Annotated in this window: 17 protein-coding genes; 9 read left to right on the forward strand and 8 right to left on the reverse strand. The window is 62.2% G+C overall.

Going from position 1 to position 18,844, the window contains the following annotated elements; genetic code table 11:
• Positions 1-20: 20 nt before the first annotated feature.
• The 6 genes from LB554_RS10140 to LB554_RS10165 form a co-directional block, all read right to left on the reverse strand.
• Entirely contained in the window at positions 21-1,463 is a 1,443-nt protein-coding gene (locus LB554_RS10140; RefSeq protein ID WP_224584333.1) for a GMC oxidoreductase, read from the reverse strand.
• A 65-nt stretch (positions 1,464-1,528) separates the two neighbouring features.
• On the reverse strand, positions 1,529-2,860 hold the full coding sequence (locus tag LB554_RS10145) for a UDP-glucose dehydrogenase family protein (RefSeq protein ID WP_015314220.1): 1,332 nt from the start codon (positions 2,858-2,860) through the stop codon (positions 1,529-1,531).
• Between the two features lie 50 nt (positions 2,861-2,910).
• The gene (locus tag LB554_RS10150; protein ID WP_224584443.1) at positions 2,911-3,777 is read right to left on the reverse strand and encodes a family 16 glycosylhydrolase; all 867 of its coding nucleotides are present in this window, start codon (positions 3,775-3,777) and stop codon (positions 2,911-2,913) included.
• A gap of 143 nt (positions 3,778-3,920) precedes the next feature.
• Positions 3,921-4,319 (reverse strand): hypothetical protein, encoded by a 399-nt coding sequence (locus LB554_RS10155; protein ID WP_140660027.1) that lies wholly within the window; start codon positions 4,317-4,319, stop codon positions 3,921-3,923.
• Between the two features lie 291 nt (positions 4,320-4,610).
• Positions 4,611-5,633, reverse strand: a complete 1,023-nt coding sequence (locus tag LB554_RS10160; RefSeq protein WP_015314223.1) for a glycosyltransferase family 2 protein — start codon at positions 5,631-5,633, stop codon at positions 4,611-4,613.
• A gap of 64 nt (positions 5,634-5,697) precedes the next feature.
• Complete coding sequence (locus LB554_RS10165) at positions 5,698-6,828, reverse strand: nucleotidyltransferase family protein (protein WP_224584335.1); 1,131 nt, start codon at positions 6,826-6,828, stop codon at positions 5,698-5,700.
• Positions 6,829-7,334: 506 nt separating this feature from the next.
• Here LB554_RS10165 and LB554_RS10170 point away from each other — a divergent pair.
• The 6 genes from LB554_RS10170 (at position 7,335) to LB554_RS10195 (ending at position 13,154) form a co-directional block, all read left to right on the forward strand.
• A complete protein-coding gene (locus LB554_RS10170; RefSeq protein WP_015314225.1) occupies positions 7,335-7,487 on the forward strand; it encodes a lasso peptide in 153 nt (50 codons plus the stop codon).
• Between the two features lie 135 nt (positions 7,488-7,622).
• Positions 7,623-7,922, forward strand: a complete 300-nt coding sequence (locus LB554_RS10175) for a PqqD family protein (protein WP_015314226.1) — start codon at positions 7,623-7,625, stop codon at positions 7,920-7,922.
• Positions 7,923-8,031: 109 nt separating this feature from the next.
• Positions 8,032-8,424 (forward strand): lasso peptide biosynthesis B2 protein, encoded by a 393-nt coding sequence (locus tag LB554_RS10180; protein ID WP_224584338.1) that lies wholly within the window; start codon positions 8,032-8,034, stop codon positions 8,422-8,424.
• Positions 8,421-10,343, forward strand: coding sequence for a lasso peptide isopeptide bond-forming cyclase (locus LB554_RS10185; RefSeq protein WP_224584340.1), 1,923 nt, complete (start codon positions 8,421-8,423; stop codon positions 10,341-10,343). Before LB554_RS10180 ends, LB554_RS10185 begins: the two co-directional genes overlap by 4 nt.
• On the forward strand, positions 10,340-11,317 hold the full coding sequence (locus tag LB554_RS10190) for a serine kinase (protein WP_140614941.1): 978 nt from the start codon (positions 10,340-10,342) through the stop codon (positions 11,315-11,317). The genes LB554_RS10185 and LB554_RS10190 overlap by 4 nt, the downstream gene beginning before the upstream one ends.
• Complete coding sequence (locus LB554_RS10195) at positions 11,310-13,154, forward strand: ABC transporter ATP-binding protein (protein ID WP_224584342.1); 1,845 nt, start codon at positions 11,310-11,312, stop codon at positions 13,152-13,154. Before LB554_RS10190 ends, LB554_RS10195 begins: the two co-directional genes overlap by 8 nt.
• Positions 13,155-13,176: 22 nt before the next feature.
• On the opposite strand, the gene LB554_RS10200 is transcribed toward LB554_RS10195, so the two are convergent.
• The gene (locus LB554_RS10200; RefSeq protein ID WP_015314231.1) at positions 13,177-13,452 is read right to left on the reverse strand and encodes a hypothetical protein; all 276 of its coding nucleotides are present in this window, start codon (positions 13,450-13,452) and stop codon (positions 13,177-13,179) included.
• A 599-nt stretch (positions 13,453-14,051) separates the two neighbouring features.
• Here LB554_RS10200 and LB554_RS10205 point away from each other — a divergent pair.
• Both LB554_RS10205 and LB554_RS10210 read left to right on the forward strand, forming a co-directional pair.
• Complete coding sequence (locus tag LB554_RS10205; protein ID WP_015314232.1) at positions 14,052-14,729, forward strand: sugar transferase; 678 nt, start codon at positions 14,052-14,054, stop codon at positions 14,727-14,729.
• Between the two features lie 85 nt (positions 14,730-14,814).
• Positions 14,815-16,071 (forward strand): polysaccharide biosynthesis/export family protein, encoded by a 1,257-nt coding sequence (locus tag LB554_RS10210; protein WP_181172928.1) that lies wholly within the window; start codon positions 14,815-14,817, stop codon positions 16,069-16,071.
• A 193-nt stretch (positions 16,072-16,264) separates the two neighbouring features.
• On the opposite strand, the gene LB554_RS10215 is transcribed toward LB554_RS10210, so the two are convergent.
• Positions 16,265-17,563: an O-antigen ligase family protein gene (locus LB554_RS10215; RefSeq protein WP_015314234.1), complete on the reverse strand. Its 1,299-nt coding sequence runs from the start codon at positions 17,561-17,563 to the stop codon at positions 16,265-16,267.
• A gap of 463 nt (positions 17,564-18,026) precedes the next feature.
• On the opposite strand from LB554_RS10215, the gene LB554_RS10220 reads away from it, so the two are divergent.
• Positions 18,027-18,779, forward strand: a complete 753-nt coding sequence (locus LB554_RS10220) for an SDR family NAD(P)-dependent oxidoreductase (RefSeq protein WP_224584344.1) — start codon at positions 18,027-18,029, stop codon at positions 18,777-18,779.
• Positions 18,780-18,844 lie beyond the last annotated feature (65 nt).

Raw genomic sequence — 18,844 nt, forward strand, 5'->3', positions numbered from 1 at the left:
GTTACCTCCTTCCCTTCCCGTCACGCCATCCGGCTCGCCGCGCGCAGGGACAAAGCTGCCGCGGTCAGGCTCGGGTTGGCGCAGGAGCAGCTTGGATAGGTGCTGGTGCCGACGACGACCAAGTTTCTCAACCGGTGATGGATCATGTTGCTGTCGATCACCGAATCAGCCGGGCCGGTGCCCATCCGCAATGTGCCCTGGACGTGCGATTCCGTTGGCCGGATGCCGCGGTCGAAGAGCCGTTCGACAGGCAACGGGGCAAGCAGTCCGGGCAATTTGTCCAGCGCCCGGGCCATGCCTTTGACGGCATAGTCCGACGGCGCCTTGAAGGAGACGAAGGCGTTGTCATCCTCGTCGAGGGTGACGAAATTCTCGTGATCGAGCAGGTTCTCGGTGACCACGACCAGCGGCAGCGCCTGGCGCAGCCGGCCCTTCTCTGCGCGCATCCCGTGCTGCCAGCGGTTCTCGAAATAGACGAGGGCCGCCGCGTGCTCGGACCGGTGCGGACCGTCATAGAGGCCGAAATTCAGGCCGGTGGTGATGGTGCTGCCGTCGAAATTGTCGACGCCGTCGAGATAGACCTCGAAATTCCAGCCATAGGATTCATGCAGGCCGCGCCCGACGAATTCATCGCCCAGGCCCGAGCGCAGCATGATCGCCGCGCTCTGGATGGCATTGGCGCCGAGAACGAAGAGGTCGCCGCTGACCTGATATTCCCTGCCCTCATGCACGAAGGCGACCGAACGGACCGTGCCGCCGACATGGTCGAGCCGCCGCACTTCGGAGCCGAGGCAGACCGAAACGTCGGGATGCTCGAAGACATGCATAAGGCCGTTATTGGCCGTGAACTTGGCATCGACCGGGCACAGCCAGCAGCGCAGATTGGCGCAGCAGGAGCTGCGTTGCGCGGTCGGCACGCGCGCCCGTGCGGTCGGCATGACGAAATGCTGGTCGGGCTGGGCCGCCTTCATCATCCTGTCCGGCGTCGACATGCGATGCGGTGGCTGCGGAAAGGGCTTCGAGCGCGGCAGCATCGCCGCCATGTCGGGATCGCCGGAGATCGACATGATGTCTTCGGCGTCGCAATAGAACGGCTCGACATCGTCGTAGCTGATCGGCCAGTCGTTGCCGACGCCGTAGGTGCTTTTCAGCCTGAAATCATTGGGGTGGAATCTTGGCGTCTGCGCGAACCAGCAATTGGTCCCGCCACCCAGCCCGATCGTGTAATTCCACGGCTTGTCGGAATTGGTGCTGTAGGTCGTCTCGTCGTCTATGTCGGTGTTGACGTTCTGGTCAAGCTGCCATTCATGCGTGTTGTGGCGACCCCACTCCAGAACCAGGATGCGCGCCTTACGCCGCCTGGCGAATTCATGCAGGAAGAAAGCCGAACCGAAGCCGGAACCGATCGCGACAACATCGAAATGATCTTTGGTGGCTTGCTCGGGCTTTACGTCCAGCACCATCAGCTACAATTCCTTCTACGCCGGGCGTTTGGCCCGATCCTGCTTTCGGCTCTCCGCGCCCGATCTCATGCCGCCATTCTGCCGATCGAGTGATATTCGATGCCGTGGCGCGCCACGACCTTGGGATCGTAAAGGTTGCGGCCATCGAAGATGACCGGCGTGGTCAGCGCATCCTTCAGCGCATCGAAGGACGGTGCGCGAAAACTCTTCCATTCGGTGGCGATCAGCAGCGCATCGGCGCCGCGCAGAGCCGCCTCCTTGGTGCCGCACAACAGCAGGTCGTCGCGCAGCCCGTAGATGGCCTGGCATTCCTGCATGGCCTCGGGATCATAGGCCTGCACGGCCGCGCCGGCGTTCCAGAGCGCCTCCATCAGCACGCGCGCGGGCGCCTCGCGCATGTCGTCGGTGTTGGGCTTGAAGGCCAGGCCCCACAGCGCGAAGGTCTTGCCCTTGAGGTTACCCTTGAAATAGCGGTGCACCTTGTCGAACAGAACGGATTTCTGGTCATTGTTGCGCTCCTCGACGGCGCGCAGCAGCTTGGCGTCGTACTTGACGCCCTCGGCGGTCTTGATCAGGGCACGGACGTCCTTGGGAAAGCACGAGCCGCCATAGCCGAGACCCGGATAGATGAAGTGATAGCCGATGCGCGGGTCGCTGCCGATGCCCTGGCGCACTTCCTCGATGTCGGCGCCGAGTTGCTCGGCGAGGTTGGCCATCTCGTTCATGAAGCTGATCTTGGTCGCCAGCATGCAATTGGCGGCGTATTTCGTGAATTCGGCGCTGCGCACGTCCATCACGATCATCTTCTCGTGGTTGCGGTTGAAGGGCGCGTAGAGTTCGCGCATCACCGCCTCGGTTTCCTCGCTCGACGTGCCGACGATGATGCGGTCGGGCTTCATGCAGTCGGCGACCGCGGAGCCCTCCTTGAGGAATTCGGGATTGGAGGCGACGTCGAAGCTCAGATCCTCGCGGCCCCGCTTCTTCAGCGTCTCGGCGATCCTGGCCTTCACCTTTTCGCAGGTGCCGACCGGCACGGTCGACTTGCCGACGACGATCTTGGCGGTATCCATCTCGCGGCCGATGGTCTCGGCGACCGCCAGCACATATTTGAGGTCGGCCGAACCATCTTCGCCGGGCGGCGTGCCTACCGCGATCATCTGGATTTCGCCGTGCCTGACGGCGGCCGCCGCATCGGTGGTGAACTTGATGCGGCCGGCGGCGTGATTCTCCCTGACGATGGTTTCAAGACCCGGCTCGAAGATCGGAACGAGGCCCTGATTGAGCCGCTCCACCTTGTTTGCGTCGATATCGACGCAAACAACCTGGTGGCCAACCTCGGCAAGCACCGCCGCCTGCACCAAGCCGACATAGCCAATTCCAAACACCGTCAAGTTCATTCGGTTTCATTCCCATCCAGGGCAGCGGACCGCTTCTCGGCCCTGCCGGTTCAATTCGTCTTTCCCAGCTCTTTTACACTACACACCAGCGATTCCGGAAATTGGCAGGGCTGACCCAGCGCGGTGAACGCGACCCGCTCGACCTGCAGCGAAAGCTTGCGGCCCGGGTCCGCAAACGCTCCCATCCAGCCCTTCATGGTGTCGCTACCCCAAAGGCTGAAGAAGATCTTCTGCGCATGGCTGGGCAGCTTCGCGGGATCGGTGATGGTGTTCACCAGTTGGCCGTTGAGATACCAGCGCAGGCTATCTTTCTCCCAGACGAAGGCATAGTCGTTGAAGGCACTGTCGGTGCCGCCCGGCACGTCGACCAGCTTCTCGTTCTTGCCCTTGCCGGCGATATAGGCGTTGACCTGCACCTTGGAGGTGTCCTTGGTCAGGATCTCGAAGTCGATCTCGTCCCAGGGCTGTTTGTCGGATGGGCCGATATAGGAGAAGAAAGCCGCGTTGAGGCCGGGGCCGGTGTCGGTCTTCATCCGCGCCTCATAGGTACCATAGCCGAAACGCTGCTTGGTCTGGATCTCGCCGCAGGCGAACTCGCGATCCTTGGTCTTCTGCTTCGCGAATCCGAGCGAAAGAACGCCATCGGAAAGCTTGACCAAGCCTTTCGACCAGGTGCAATTCTGATGGCTGCCGTTCGACCAGCCGTCTGAAACGTACCAGCGCTCGCGGTCGAAATTCTTGAAATCGTCGACGAAAGAGGGCGCGGACTGGATATCCTGCGCATGAGACGGGGTTGCCGGCAGGCTGCCAAGAGCGACCAGCAGCAAAGCGACCGCCAGACCAGACCGCCGCCAGAAATGCAGGGCTGAAGGGGCGTCTATTGCTGTCGTGGACATGGTCTTTGGATCCGAATTCATGAGTGACTCACCTTTGCGCTGTGTCCCCAACCCAAAGTCGACGTTCGAACCGCTTCCAAACGGGCCAACCTTGACCTTTTCAATCACCCTCCCGACGTCCAGCCTTGCATCACCTTCGCCGTAACGGTCCCGCGCCGCCGCCTTCAATTTCGGCCGGCTCCCGCCTGCCTGGCGGGGTCGACCGCCGCCGGATCGGTGCTCGTATTCTCGTCGAAGACCACGTCCAGCGAATGACGGAGCTCGCGCATCCTACCGCCCTGGCGCGACAGCGCAGCGATGCGGCGCTCGCTGTTCAGGATCGACTGCGTCAACGCGCTGACTTCGGACGAGCGGCGATCGGAGGCGGAGCCGTTTTCCATGGCTTCGACCAGAAAGGCCGCGTTGGTCGCCTCCTTGCGGTAGCGGCTCTCCAAGCCGGTTTTCTCCGCCTCGATCTCGGCGGCGATCTGCTCGAACAGCTTCGCCAGCCGGTCCAGGCGCGCAACGTCGGTCTGCCTGTCGCGGGCCGGATCCCTTGATCTGAAGCCGAATATCGAGGCCATGAACTTAAATTCCCGTCATCGCCGGCTTCCTGGACCGGCTTTCAGGCCAGGCCACTGGCCGATCCCCGCAACCGGGGCTGAAAACTCGTAACCGCGTCGCCCAACTCCTCTGACGAAGAGAGACTTCGCACCAGTCCGATCGGGGGCCAGTTCGGCTGGTCGTTTAATTTGTTGCACCGCAACATAGACTGCCATCCCCAGAGCCGCGAGGCAACCACCCAATTCGTAAACTCATAAATCCGATGGAAATGGTTGCGTGGCGGCCTCGCGGTCGGCAGGTAACACCGCGCCTTACCGTCCTTTGCCGGTACTGGTTCCAGCCATCAGGAAACGGAGCGGCGGCACGTGCTTGTTCCTGGAGACCAGGCCAACACTGCGAAACAGCGCCTCGATCTTGTCGGAGGCCACGCCCTGGACGATGGGGACGAGGTTGGATTGGCTTGCGAAGGCGTAGGCCGCGGCAGAAGCCAGGCCCCGCTCGGCCTTCACGTCGAGGAAATTGCGCAGCCGGTATTTGTCGCGCACATGCCGCTCGTGCCGCCGTAGCACTGCTTTCGACCCTTCCGGCAGGCTGTCGATCGCCAGCAGCGCCAGATCGGCATCGGCCAGCCGCTTCAGATCCTGCGTCTTGTGGCGGCCGCTGAGTGAATCGGCGCGGACGATGGCGCCGTAGCCGCAGGAACGGATGACCTTGAACCGTGCCCCGTGGGCGACCGCTCGCGCGTAAAGCTCGTAGTCCTCGCCTAGCCGCAGGCTCTCGTCATAGCGCAACCCGTGGCGGTCGAGAAAGGCACGGCTGATCACCGGCTTCAAGAAGCCGAGTTCGCCTCTTTGGACGCGGCGCCTGGAGATGTTGCCTTCTACGAATCCTTCGAAATCGAGGAATTCCGGATCGGCGGCAAAATCCGGGGCGACGATTTTGGTTGCATCGCCAGCCGCGTCATCCCTGATGAGCATGATGTTGTCGGCGGCGAAATCCCAATCGGCGCCGACAAACAGGTTGCGAAACCGGCCCTCGAGAAAGAAATCGTCGGCGTCCAGAATGCTGATGAACGGGGCTCGTGAACCGGCGATCGCCGCATTGCGGGCAAAAGAAGGGCCGCGATTGACGTCGAGGCGCATCACCGCAAGCCGGCCGCTGCCATCGTCGGCGGAGCGTGCGACCTCGGCCGTATTGTCCGTGGAGCCATCGTCGACGACGACGACCTCCCCGACTTCCGGTTCGCGCAACGCGGACGCGATGGCGACGGCGATCGTTCGCGCCGCGTTTTTGGCCGCGATGATCACGCAGACTTGGGATTTCGTCATCGACATGGAATTGCCTCTTGCACAGGTTCCGATCTGCCCTCGCCCTGTACGCGTTCGATATTCGCCGCCTTCACGGGCCGGCTGGCCGTTCGAAGATGCGGCGGCTGATGTCCGCCGACGCCGCCCAACCGGCCTCGGAAAGGTAACGGACCGGAGCCCGGCCGCACAATTCCCACAACACCGTGCGTCGCTGCGGCCCGCGCAGCGACGACAGCCATGGCGCGATGACCATGTTGAGCAGGTCTTCATTGCCGATGCGCGACAGGATCGGCTTGGCCCGCTCCGACAGAAGCGTGCCGGTGCCGCCGAGCAGCACATCGGCGGAACGCAGGCCGAGCAGCAGCGTGTCCTCCAGCCCCTGGCTCACCGCCGCATCGAGCACACGCTGCTGATCGGCGTGGCCGAGACGGCTGGCGCTGGCCCTGATATCGCAGACGTAGCCGGCGCAAGGCTCCCGGTTGAACAGTGCCTTGGCGACGCTGATGCAGGCCAGCATCAGCGTGTCGGCAGCCGACGTGAACGGGACTTCGGCGCCGGTGATCTCGACCAGCCGCTTTCGCCGCAGGAACCCGTCGGCATCGCGCGGACTGGGCGAGCCGGGCTGCTGAAGCCGGTAATGAAGGTCGACAGTGGATGATTTCGACCCATTGCCACGGATCATGTGCTGTTCGCCGAGGAAGCGGACCCACCAGACCGAACGCGACTTGCCCGATACTTCGTAGCCGATCGAGCGTAACGCTTCGCGTGCCTTCAAGAACCCGGCAGGCGAAACCAGAATATCGATATCGCCCGAGGGTTTCATGAAATGATCGTCGTAAAGCAGATGCTGCTGGAACGGCCCTTTCAGGAACACAAAATCAATCCGCCTGTCGAGCAGCGCCTCGTGAATGGCGATCGAATCCATCAGGCAGGCGGCGTTCATCGACACCGTCCTCCTGCGATAGGTTTCGAGCCACTGGAACAGTTCGGCCGGCCTCTCATGCGCCGGCGTACGCGACAGCGCCTTCAAGACGAAGGTACCGACCTTGTTCAACCTGGCGATATCAGTGACGACAGCGTCGGAAAGGCCCGGCGTCCACGTTTCACCGGCCGAGGCGGCCGGCCCCGCGAAATATAACCGTAAGCAGGCCCGCACATAAGCGATCTCGTCGGCGCAGTCGGTGGCGCGCAGTCTTTCATAGGAGCTTTCCGGCAAGGCCATTGAGCGCACAGTCTCCAAAAAGCGGTTTGCGCGAAGCGCATGCTGCAGCTGCTAAGCAAAGCATCGTCAAAAACGGCGGCGCCGTAAAGCCCTTCCTTTCGCAGTGCGAAATTTTACAACCATAGCGTTTGCCGGCTTCGCGGAAGGGGATGAGATGTATGGACGAATTCCTACCCTAGCGCAGCGCTTCGGCCGGGCCATCGATGGGATCAGCTGAAAGTTGAGTATCTTTCGGCGTTGTCCAATGGCAATGGCCAAGCATGGCTTCCTCTTGTTTGTGCAAAATCAATGGTTTACGGAATCTCCTGTGACGAGGGGCAATCACACCCGGCTTCATCTCGAAAGAGGTGGATTTCTTACACGCGGGGTGACGTCCGCAACCCATAATTGATTAACGACCGGTAAATCAGGCTTGACTCATAAATGTTGCTGTGCAGCTATTGCGATGCAGCATGAAAGTGCTGACGGCAATCGACAGGCCGTTTCCAGTCCTTATGGAGAGTAAAATGGAACAGAATGTTGAAAAGCATGAGTACGAAACGCCAAACCTGACAGTACATGGTTCAATCGAAACCATTACCCAAGGCGGTGGTGGCAGCACGGCAATCGACGCGTCGTTTCCCGCGCACACCCCGATTGGCGACCTGACGTTCTCCTGAGACCAGCCTGATTCTGGAGGAATGACGTTGGGCCTCCGGGATCGAAGACAATGAAATGGAGCCGGGGATGAAAATCCCCGACTTTCCATTGAACCTGATGACGCGTAGACCGTGTGTTGCAAACGAGGTTTTAGGATGAACTGGAACCCATCCGAGCACGATTGCGTAAAGGCCACCAAGGACGCCGTTGCTTGCGAATTCGGCGATGGCCTCGCGCTTCTCAACCTGAAGTCCAATATCTATTACAGCCTCAACGGTGTCGGCGCCTTCATCTGGGAATTGATCCAGGAACCCAAGCCGATCGCGGACATCCGCAGCGCCGTCCTCGCTCGCTACAATGTCGACGCCGAACGCTGCAAGGCCGACGTCGACGCATTGCTGAAAGGCCTGGCGGAAAACGGGCTTGCGAGGCTTGAGCATGAGGCACTCGTCTAGGCAGGCGTCGCAGAAGGCCATGGCTGTGCGGCAAAGACCTGTGACGCAGAGAAATCCCCGGCCGATGAAGCAGCGACCTGGCAGGCGCAGCCTGGCCAGGATCTTGTCGTTGAGTGGCTCGGAAGCGCTTTTCCTGTGCCGCTGTCTGCTGGTGGTCACGACCGTCCGGCTCGGGCTGACATTGTTCTCCTACAACCGCGTGCGCGGGATGGTGACGCGGCTCAACGCGCACCAGTGTGCCAGCATGGGCGAGTTGCGGCTTGTCGCCTGGGGGGTTGCGGCCGCCGCACGGTTCGTTCCGGGCGCCACCTGCCTGACCCAGGCGCTGTCGGGCCAATACCTCCTCGCGCGCCAGGGCAATGCGTCGAACATCCGCATCGGCATCGAGCGCGGCACGGGCGAGCAATTGAAGGCGCATGCCTGGCTGGTCAGCGATGACCACATCGTGCTTGGCGGATCCGTCGATGGTTTCGCCCACCTGATCGACCACGGCAGCCGATGAGCGGCGTAGCCGGAATCCTGCTGCGACAAGGCCCCGCGCCGGCTGAAGCGGCGAGCGACATCCAGCAGATGCTGGCGCGCATGCGCCATCGTGGTCCCGACGGAACCTCGTGGTGGCAGGACAGCGGCGTCGCGCTTGGCCATGCCTGGCTCAACACCACCGACGAAGCCGGCCCCGGCCCGCTGACCATGGCCGGCGGCAAGCTGGCCATCACCGCCGATTGCCGGCTCGATAACCGCGACGAGCTGCTCGCAAGGCTCGGCATCAGGGACAACTCAGTCGCCGATGCGGCGTTGCTGATGCGGGCCTATCTGCGCTGGGGTGAAACGTGCCCCGTGCATCTGCAAGGCGACTTCGCCTTTGCCATCTGGGATGCCGAGCGGCAGCTTTTGTTTTGCGCGCGAGACCATTTCGGGGTCAAGCCTTTCTATTACCACGCAGCGGAACGCCGCTTTGCCTTTGCCTCCGAGATCGGGCCAATGCTCGGCCTCGACGGGGTCGGTGCTCGACTCAGCGAGCACCGGATTTCGGGATTCCTGGCCGGGCTGCCCGATGACCCGCAGTCCACGCCCTACAGCGACATCTTCGCCCTGCCGGCGCGTCACAGCCTCACCGTCACCGCGCAACGTCTGGTGCTGCGCCGGTACTGGCAGATCGAACCATCACAGCGAGCGCCGCAGCCGGATGCCGCGGAGGAATTCGCCCATCTGTTCGCGCAATCGGTCCGCAACCGCATGCGAGGAAGTCCGTCGATCGGCGCGATGCTGAGCGGCGGCCTCGATTCATCCTCGATTGCCTGCGTGGCGGGAGTGCAAAATGCGGCCGAGCGCAAGCCGAGGCTACCGACCTTCTCGCTCGTGTTCGAAAAGGGTTCCTCGATGGACGAGCGCCCATTCATCGATGCCGTGCTCGATCAGCGGAAAGCCGATCCGACGTTCATCCCAGTCGGCAATTATGCGCCCTTCGCTGAATTCGAACGGGTGCTGGAGGAACAGGAAGGCACGTTCCTGGCGCCGGGCCTGACGCTGACCCGCGGTATCTATCGAACGGCCGGCGCCAAGGGCATCAAGGTGCTGCTCGACGGCCATGGCGGCGACGAGGTCGTTTCACAGGGACATGGCCATCTGCACGAGCTTGCCAATGGCGGCAGGTGGCTGGACCTTTGGCGCGAGGTCCGCAGCGCCTCCAACACCTATGGCGACAGCACGCTCGGCCTCTATTTCCAGTTCCTGACCATTTACGGGCCGGCCTGGCGCATCGCCAGGCTGAGACAGCTGGGGAACCGAGCCTTGAACAGGATGCGCAGGCCTGCCCGATCGAAGCGTGGCCGCAGCTGGCGCGACCTGATCAATCCGGACCTTGCCAGGCGAACCGAGCTCATCGACCGGTTCCATCGGGCTGGCTACATGCCGCCCGGCGTCCAAGCCAGCGACGCGCTCAGCCACCGCTGGATCCTGTCCAACGGCTATGTTCCGCACTCTTTCGAAGTTTTGGACAAGGCCGCCGCCAATTTCGGCGTCGAGCCGCGGTATCCCTTCTGGGACAAGCCGCTGGTGGAATTCTGCCTGGGGCTGCCGGGCGAGGAGAAGCTCCGTCATGGGTTTGGCCGCTACGTGCTGCGCCGGGCCATGGAAGGCATCCTGCCGGCGGCGGTACAGTGGCGGCGCGACAAGATCGATTTCACCGCCAATCTGGTCAACGGCATGGTGCGCAACCATCGCGACCTGCTGGAGCAGTTGCTGGTCGGCGATGCGGGTCGCATCGCACCCTATGTCAACCTGCCGGAAGTAAACGCCGCCTATGCGCGGCTGCTGCGCCAGCCGGACCAGGCGGCACCGCTCGATGTCCAGTATGTCTGGCGCTCGGCGTCGCTGTCGCTGTGGCTGCGGCAGGTCCAGCATGGCGGGAGCCCCGCATGATGTCTCGCCATGAGCCGTTCGCCGGCGATCTCGACCGTCTTCCCAACCGCGACAGGACAGCGGGAGAACGAAGTTACTACCGCGCCTACGGCCTGCTCATCGCGTCCGACGTGTGGCTGCCCGAACTGGAGCCGGCGGACCCGGCAACGGCCGACATCGAGATCGTCATCGGCCCGATCGATATGCCCAAGCCTTCGGCGAAGGCAGCGACCGTCTTCCGTTTCGAGCCTGGCCGGCAGTATCTGGCCTGGGAGGCCGTCGGCGCATTCCTGATCAGCGACGCCCGCCGCATCGATGTCCAGCCGGCGCCCGGCGTCGACGACGCCTTGCTTGCCTTCCCGTTGCTGGGGCCAGTGCTGGCGCTGCTGCTGCACCAGCGCGGCCTGCTGGTGCTGCATGCCAGCGCCATCGCGGTGGCCGGCAGGGGCGCCATCTTCATGGGCGACAAGGGCGCCGGCAAGTCGACGACGGCAAGCGCCCTGATCCGGGCCGGACACGACCTGCTCACCGACGACGTCGTGGCGCTCGATCTCACCAACCCGGACGAACCGATGATCGTTCCGGGATTTCCGCAGATCAAGCTTGCCGCCGATGCCGCGGCGGCAATCTCGCTTGGGCAAGCGCAAGTGCGACCGCAAGTGCATCCGGCAATCGAGAAGATGCAGCATCGCCTGCACGGCGCCTTCTCCGGCAACAAGGTGCCGGCGGCCAGGATTTACATCCTCGAGCGCGGCGAAGGGGCGGGGATCACCCTCCTGCCTCAAATCGCCGCCTTGCCAGCCATCATCAAATTCTCCTACGTGACGCGGTTTGGCCGCGCGGCGCTCTCCGGCGATTTCGCGGCGATGCATCTTCGCCATTGTTCAGCGATCGCTAACCATGTCGGCGTGTGCCGGCTGGACGTTCCGACGGGCATCGACAGGATCGGCGAGGCTGTGGCGCTGATCGAAAAGGAATTGGCTGGCGATGCCTAGGTCATCGGTCTTCAGCCTGTCGCTGTTTCGCGATGTCGCGGCATTCGGCGCGGTCATTGCCCGGATCGGTGGACGACGAACCTGGACGGCGCTGCTGTTCCTGATCCTCGGCAGCCTGACGGAAGGCGTTTCCATCCTGCTGCTGGTGCCGCTGCTGCACCTGGTCGGCCGTGCCGACCAGGATTTCGCGGTAAGGCTGCCCAATATCGAGTTTGTGCGCTGGCTGGTGCCCGGCGGAACGCTGCAGCTGACGACGGTGCTTTGCGCGCTGGTCGGGCTTGTTGCCGTGCAGGCAGCCTTCAACCGCTTCAAGTCGGTGTACATGGCAAGGCTGCTCTTCGATTTCATCAACCGCTTGCGCATGAACCTGTTCGAGAGCATCGGCAAGGCGCGCTGGGGCGTGTTCACGCGCATGCGCGGCTCCGATCTCGACCATGCCCTGACCGGCGACATAGACCGTGTCCAAGGGGCGGCTTTTGCCCTGCTGATGCTGGTGCAGATCGCGGTGCTGCTGGCGGGCTATCTGGTGATTTCCATGTTCATCTCGCCGGTCATGACGGCGTTTGCCGTCGTCATCGGCATCGTCATGTTCATAGCGCTGCAGCCATTTCGCTCGCGAGCCACCGCCTTCGGCCGGATCCTGACGACCAATCGCCAGGACCAGTACCGCACGGTCTCGGAATTTCTCGGCGGCATCAAGGTGGCCAAGAGCCTGAACGTCGAGGCCAGCTATTTCGCGCAGCTGCGGGTCACGCTCGAAAAGATGAAGGCCGACAATATCGCCTATGTCCGCAACTCTTCGATCGGCACCGCCGTATTCCAGGTGGCGAGCGTCGTAGGCTTGAGCGTCTTCATCTATGTGGCGTTGGTCCGCTTCCACCTGTCGCTGGCCGAGATCGTCGTGCTGCTCCTGGTCTTCATGCGCATCGCGCCGCGCTTCATGGACATGCAGACGCAGGCCCAGCAGGTGCTGATCAACCTGCCCGCCTATACGGCAATGCGCAACCTGCAGGCGCGTTTCGACGCCGAACGGGAGCCTGGCCACGTCGAATCCACGGATGCCCGCAAGCTGACCCTCGATACGGGGCTGAACATTCGCGACGTCTCCTTTGTCTATGACGACGGCGCCGGCAAGGCAGTGGTGAGCGACATCACCTTCGGCCTTCCGGCCGGCAAGGTCACGGCGCTCATCGGCCCGTCCGGGTCAGGCAAGAGCACGATCGCCGACATGCTGCTCGGGCTGCTCGAGCCGACCACCGGCAAGATCCTCGTCGACGGCGTCGAGCTCGATGCCGGCAATCGCCGCCGCTGGCGCGATCAGGTGGCCTATGTGCCGCAGGACGTGTTCCTGCTGCATGACACGATCGCAGCGAACCTGCGCCTTGCCGCGCCCCAGGCCAGCGAGGACGACTTGTGGAAGGCACTGCGCGCCGCTCACGCCGGCGACTTCGTGGACCGACTGGACCTGAGGCTGAATACCGTGGTCGGCGACCGCGGCGTGCGCCTCTCGGGTGGCGAGCGCCAGCGCATCGCGCTGGCACGCGCGTTGCTGCGCAAGCCGTCACTGCTCATCCTGGACGAGGCGACAAGCGCGCTCGACTGGCAGAACCAGTCGCTTATCGCCCGGTCGATCGACGGCCTGCGCGGCGCAATGACGATCCTGACCATCGCGCACCGGCCGTCGATGATCGCCTTCGCCGACTGGGTGGTGGCGATGGAGGATGGTCGTGTGGTGGAGGTCGGGCAATATCAGCGGTTGAAGGCGAAGCCGGGGAGCCGGTTGTCCCGGATGCTGTCGGGAGAACAGTCGGAGACCGAACCCGCCGATGTGGCCTGAGGACGATGATGTCCCCGTGGATCTAATGCAGCCCCCGCCGGACGCTGCCCAGCTTCTCGCCCTCGGGCACTTCGGTGGAGTTTTGCTTTCTCTCGGCTTCGCGCAGCCTGTCGGCCGGCGTTGGCGCGCTCCTGGCGATCATGGCATAGACGACCGCGAAATAACCGGCCTGGATGACCACCGCGCAGATGATGACACGCAGCAGTGTCGTGCCAAGCGAAGCTCCACCCAGCCAGGACCAGGCGACGACGATCGCGAGCGCGAACAGCATCCCAACGATGAATTTTGGAAGCGACATACCCAACAGCCCATAAACCGGCTCGGGTATATCCAACGATAGCCCCACCCGAGCGCCGTCCCTTGTGATGCGGGCTTGTTAAACCACCCGCTCTCGACCGGTTGCTTCCGGCCTTTCAACCTGTCGCCACCGTGACAGGTATAATTTGCAATTCTATTAAGGCGAGCAGAAGGCGGCAAGGGCAACCGCACATATTTTTGATTGAGCTTACGCGTTCGACTCTGCCATGCTGCAACGCACCCGGCCGCATTTCACTCAACCTGCAGCCATTGTAAATCTGGAGTACAACGCGTAATATTAGATGGTATTTTAGGTGAATAGTCCAGAATATAGCATCGTCATTAAGGACTCGTATGCTCCGGATCCCGACAATGGGAACGCGTCGCCCACAAAGCGCCCCAAAAACGTCTGAATTTTTTTATGCTTGCCCATTTATTGTCACAAATGTGCTAAACATTTCGAAATTTGTGCAGCGCGAGCTTATTATTTAGTCAATTCATGACGCGACTATTTCAGCGGCGTGGGAAATTGTGTGTTGCGCTGCAGCATTTTTTTGGTATCGTGCGGTAAACCATTCGTTCAACGCATGGAGTTTCCGTATGAGGGATATTGCCAAGTCGGCCACGGCGGGGTTTTCGCAGGCCGACACCGACTTTCCGCCGCCGATCGGCGGCCTCATCAAGCGGAGTTTCGACATCGTCGGTTCGCTGGCTGGACTGATCGCGCTCAGCCCGCTGTTCATCATGATAGCGCTGCTCGTCAAATTCTCCGATGGCGGATCGGTTTTCTACGGTCACCGCCGAATCGGGCGCGGCGGACGGCTCTTCTCCTGCCTCAAGTTCCGCACCATGGTTCCGGACGGCGACAAGGTGCTGGCGGCCTATCTCGCGACCAATCCAGAGGCCAATGCGGAATGGATAGCGACCCGCAAGCTGAAGAACGATCCACGCGTCACCCGCGTCGGAACGGTGCTGCGCAAGCTGAGCCTCGATGAATTGCCGCAGATCATCAACATCCTCCAGGGCGACATGAGCCTTGTGGGGCCTCGCCCGGTGGTCCGGGACGAACTGGAAATCTATGGCAGCGCGGCTGTCTATTATCTGAAGTCCCGGCCCGGCCTGACCGGCCTATGGCAGGTCAGCGGCCGCAACGACGTTTCCTATGACAGCCGCGTCGCGTTCGACCGCCACTATGTCGAGAACTGGTCGCTGTTCGAGGACGTTCGCATCATCATCAGAACAGTGCCGGCCGTCTGGATGTCGCGCGGCTCTTACTGATCGGCCGGCAGGATCAAGGCATCCGGCGGCAAGCTCATCGGGCGATGGGGCTAAAACGGATCGGAACGCTCAGTTGAAGATAGACATTTTCGAAGCCTTTGGCAGCGGCCCGTTTTCCGGCCGCTCGCGGCTCCTGGCGACCTGCCTTGCGATGTCGCTTGCTTTTCCCCAGATGGCCGCCGCCGACGATTACCGTCTGGGCTCCCAGGACAAGCTCACCATCCGCATCGCCGAATGGCAGACCGTCGAAAGCACGTTCCGCGACTGGTCGTCGGTCAATGGCCAATATACGATCGGCCCGGCAGGCACGCTGTCGGTGCCTTTCGTCGGCGAGTTGCCGGCGGCCGGCAAGACCACGGCGGAGGTCGCCGCGGCGATCGGCGAGGCGCTGCAGCACAAGCTCGCTTTGTCGGACAAGCCCGAAGCCTCGGTCGAAATGGCACAGTTCCGGCCCTTCTACATTTCGGGCGAGGTGCAGAATCCCGGGCAATTTCCCTTTGTGCCCGATCTTACGGTGCTGAAAGCGATCAGCGTCGCCGGAGGCATCAGGCGCAACGCCGACTACGGTCCCCAGCTCGGCAAGGACCTGGTCACCGCCAAGGGCAATTTCGATATCTCCGACGACCAGCGCGTTCGGCTGATCGTCAAGCGCGCCCGCATCGACGCCGACATGGCCGGCAAGACGAGTTTTGAGGCACCCAAGGAGGTCGAAGGCGATCCGCGGCTGCCGACCATCGTCGCCGACGAGATGACAATCCTTACCGCCGACCAGAAGGCGCTGAAGCTCAAGCTCGAGGCGCTCGACGATCTCAAGGGTGTGCTGCAGGCCGAAATCGAATCGCTGCAGAAGAAGATCGTCAACCAGCAGAAGCAGGTCGACCTGGCCCAGCAACAGCTGGCCAGCATCGGTCCGCTGGCCCAGAAGGGACTGGTGGCCAATGCCAGGCTTCTGGATTCGCAGCAATCCGTTACCGACCTGCAGGGCAAGATCCTGGACTACGAGACAGCCATCCTGACCGCCAAGCAGGCGATCAGCAAGGCGACGCAGGACGCCATCGACGCCCAGAACACCTTGAGTTCGAGCCTTGCCGCCGATCGCCAGCAGACCGAAGCCGACCTGAACGAGGCCGCGCTGAAGGTGAATATGCAAAAAGGCCTGATAGCCCAGGCCACGGATCCGGCGACGACGGCCGCCATCACCAACGACCAGCAACCTACCTTGCTCTATTCGCTGGTGCGCAATGTCGACGGCAAGACCAGCGAAATCGCCGCCAAGGAAGACACACCGGTGCTGCCTGGCGATGTGATCAAGATCAAGCTGGCGCCGCTGGCCAGCCAGTAGAAACGCGGAAGATCGCGGGCTCGCCGCGTTCTATCCATAGCGCAAGACTTTGAGCCTCAGCCAAGCCTGCTTGGCGGAGGTTTTTGCTGATAGATTTTCAGCACCGGAAAATCAGAATGGCTGTTGACGCAATCCCGAACGGAACCGCTACGCGGTTTTCCCGCGATGGCTTTAGACTAGCGGACTCTCATCATTACTCGGCTGCCGCGGGACGGTGAGGCCAGGCTGCCTGTCCGGCCTTGGCATCCCCCGGCTCGAAAGCCGGTGACCATCGCGTGCGGGTGACCGGCAGCCTCGCCAGCTTGAAGAAGCTGAAATACATCAGGAATGAACCCATGATGTAGGGGTTGAGTATCTCGACCTCGACGAAGGAGCGGATGAGCAGCAGCACCATCACGCCGATCAGAACCACCGATTCGGCCTGCCATGTCTTGAAGACCACCGCCGCGATGTGGCCGAGGAGCGTGCGCAGCATGATCAGCGATATCAGCACCGCCCCGGTGAAGCCGAGTTCGACAAGGGCTTCCACATAGGTGTTGTGGAAATGAAAGCCGGTGCGGGTGCTGATGTAGAATTCGTTCCACAGCCGCTCCGCCTCGGCAAAGCCCTGCACCCAATAGGCGGCATAGCCGACGCCAAGGATCGGCGATCGCATCGCGGCGTTCCAGCCCTGCTCCCACAGATAGGTCCGCCCGGTGAGCGTCGAATCCTTGCCGAAGATGCCAAGCACGAAGTCCATGAGCCCGAGATTGAGGGCGACGATGGCCACCACGACGATCATGCCGGCGCCGACCAGGAAGATCACCCGGCGGTAGCGTCGCGACAAAAGCTTGCTCATCGCAAGAAGCGCCACCAGCGCCAGAACCGCCGGTATCGAGGCCATCGAGGTGGCGGAATGCGAGACGACCAGCACATAGGCCGACAACAGCACGACCGGCACGGTCAGCATGAAACTCAGCCGGCCACGCCGAAGGAAAGCAAGGAACACGACCGAGAAATAGATGCCGAGCGAGCCGACGAAGCCGATCTGGTTCTTGGAGGCGAAGGCGCCGACGAAATTATAGGTGCCGTCGAGGACGTCCTCGGAATAGGCGCCGACTTTCAGCGAATAGAGCAGGACGAAGAATATGCCGACCAGGGCGCCTATTGTCAGGGTGCGCACGCTGACGGTGCGTGCGGCGACATAGGCGCAGGCGATATGGGACAAGTACTGGACCGCCGTTCTGGCGGTGACGCCGGGCGCCTGCGACCAGAATATGGAAAAGCAGACATAGGCCGCAAAGAGCAGCGGCAGCCAGGCGCTGGACAGTTGCCGCAGGAAACGCCGGTAGTCGACCAGGATAAGCGGAAGCCAGACGGCATAATAGGCCAGGATCAGCACCTGGCCGAAAATGACGGAATAGGAGAACGCCCAGATCGAAACGGCAACGGCAAAGCTGCCATAGACCGAATTCTTCTCGGGATCGACGAGCAGGGATTTGGGAATTTTCATCTCACGGTCCCGTCGACACGACCCAGGACCGGCAGGCCGCAAACCAGCCGGCATATCCGCAAACAGGGTCGTACAAGAAACGGCGCCTCCATTGTGCAGTGCAATATAACCTATCGCACCCCGTGCTCAATGGCAAATCCGGTCACCTTGTCTTACAGCGCGGCGATCGCCGAGAGATCTCGGCCGTGGACGGGCCAATCGGTCATGTGCTCCGACTGCCCATCAGGAACGAGGCGCGTCCCTTGAGGTTTCCTTAGTCCATGCGCATGCCTATATCGGCCTCGCCGTGGTGGGTATGGTGGAAGCGCTGCGCGACCAACTCGAATGAACCGCGCCATAATCCGGCCGATTGGCCCAGACGATCCGGCCGCATGCCGGCTTGAACTCGGTCGGCGGTCACCTCACAGTCCCAAGACCGGCCAGCACGCGGGGCGGCTTCAGCCAACATGACCAGGGGGAACACATGCCAATGAATTTCGCGGGGCGCTTCTCAGGCCGGTCGGCGGTCATCACCGGGGGTGCCTCGGGCATCGGACTGGCGGTCGCGCAGAGGATCGCCGACGAAGGCGGGCGCGTCTGCGTCTGGGATCGCGATCCCGCACAGATCGAGCAGGCGAAAGCCATTGTTCCCGGCCTGCGTGGAGTGACGTTGGACGTTGCGGATGCGGCAAGTGTGGAGGTCGCCGCACGATCGACGATCGACGCCTTCGGCGCGGTCGACATACTGGTCACCAGTGCGGCCATCACCGGCCCCAACATGACCACCTGGTCCTATTCGGTCGAGGACTGGCGTGGAGTCATCGACATCAACATCAACGGCGTCTTCTACTGCAACAAGGCGCTGGTGCCACACATGCTCGAGCGCAACTATGGCCGCATCGTCAACATTGCCTCGATCGCCGGCAAGGAAGGCAATCCCAACGCTTCCGCCTACAGCACCTCGAAGGCGGCGGTGATCGGCCTGACCAAGTCGCTCGGCAAGGAACTCGCCAAAACCAAGGTGACGGTCAATTGCGTGACGCCAGCCGCCGTGCGCACCGCGATCTTCAAGCAGATGAAGCAGGAGCACATCGATTTCATGCTCTCCAAGATACCGATGGCGCGGTTCGGCGAGGTCGAGGAAGTGGCGGCGCTGATCTCATGGATCGCCTCGGAGGAATGCTCGTTCACCACGGCCGCTGTGTTCGACGTCTCGGGCGGCCGCGCCACCTACTGATGCACTACAAATCCGCGTGAGCAGGCAACGATATGCGATCGCCGACGTATAGTCGGTGATGGAAG

It is taken from the genome of Mesorhizobium sp. CO1-1-11, from assembly GCF_020164995.1.
In the GTDB taxonomy this organism is placed as follows: domain Bacteria; phylum Pseudomonadota; class Alphaproteobacteria; order Rhizobiales; family Rhizobiaceae; genus Mesorhizobium; species Mesorhizobium australicum.

Coding starts and splice junctions, on each gene's coding strand:
- LB554_RS10185 (WP_224584340.1), top strand. CDS start 8,421: ATGAGCGGCGTAGCCGGAATCCTGCTGCGACAAGGCCCCGCGCCGGCT.
- LB554_RS10155 (WP_140660027.1), bottom strand. CDS start 4,319: ATGGCCTCGATATTCGGCTTCAGATCAAGGGATCCGGCCCGCGACAGG.
- LB554_RS10220 (WP_224584344.1), top strand. CDS start 18,027: ATGCCAATGAATTTCGCGGGGCGCTTCTCAGGCCGGTCGGCGGTCATC.
- LB554_RS10175 (WP_015314226.1), top strand. CDS start 7,623: ATGAACTGGAACCCATCCGAGCACGATTGCGTAAAGGCCACCAAGGAC.
- LB554_RS10165 (WP_224584335.1), bottom strand. CDS start 6,828: ATGGCCTTGCCGGAAAGCTCCTATGAAAGACTGCGCGCCACCGACTGC.
- LB554_RS10200 (WP_015314231.1), bottom strand. CDS start 13,452: ATGTCGCTTCCAAAATTCATCGTTGGGATGCTGTTCGCGCTCGCGATC.
- LB554_RS10140 (WP_224584333.1), bottom strand. CDS start 1,463: ATGGTGCTGGACGTAAAGCCCGAGCAAGCCACCAAAGATCATTTCGAT.
- LB554_RS10195 (WP_224584342.1), top strand. CDS start 11,310: ATGCCTAGGTCATCGGTCTTCAGCCTGTCGCTGTTTCGCGATGTCGCG.
- LB554_RS10205 (WP_015314232.1), top strand. CDS start 14,052: ATGAGGGATATTGCCAAGTCGGCCACGGCGGGGTTTTCGCAGGCCGAC.
- LB554_RS10215 (WP_015314234.1), bottom strand. CDS start 17,563: ATGAAAATTCCCAAATCCCTGCTCGTCGATCCCGAGAAGAATTCGGTC.
- LB554_RS10160 (WP_015314223.1), bottom strand. CDS start 5,633: ATGTCGATGACGAAATCCCAAGTCTGCGTGATCATCGCGGCCAAAAAC.
- LB554_RS10170 (WP_015314225.1), top strand. CDS start 7,335: ATGGAACAGAATGTTGAAAAGCATGAGTACGAAACGCCAAACCTGACA.
- LB554_RS10150 (WP_224584443.1), bottom strand. CDS start 3,777: ATGAATTCGGATCCAAAGACCATGTCCACGACAGCAATAGACGCCCCT.
- LB554_RS10145 (WP_015314220.1), bottom strand. CDS start 2,860: ATGAACTTGACGGTGTTTGGAATTGGCTATGTCGGCTTGGTGCAGGCG.
- LB554_RS10190 (WP_140614941.1), top strand. CDS start 10,340: ATGATGTCTCGCCATGAGCCGTTCGCCGGCGATCTCGACCGTCTTCCC.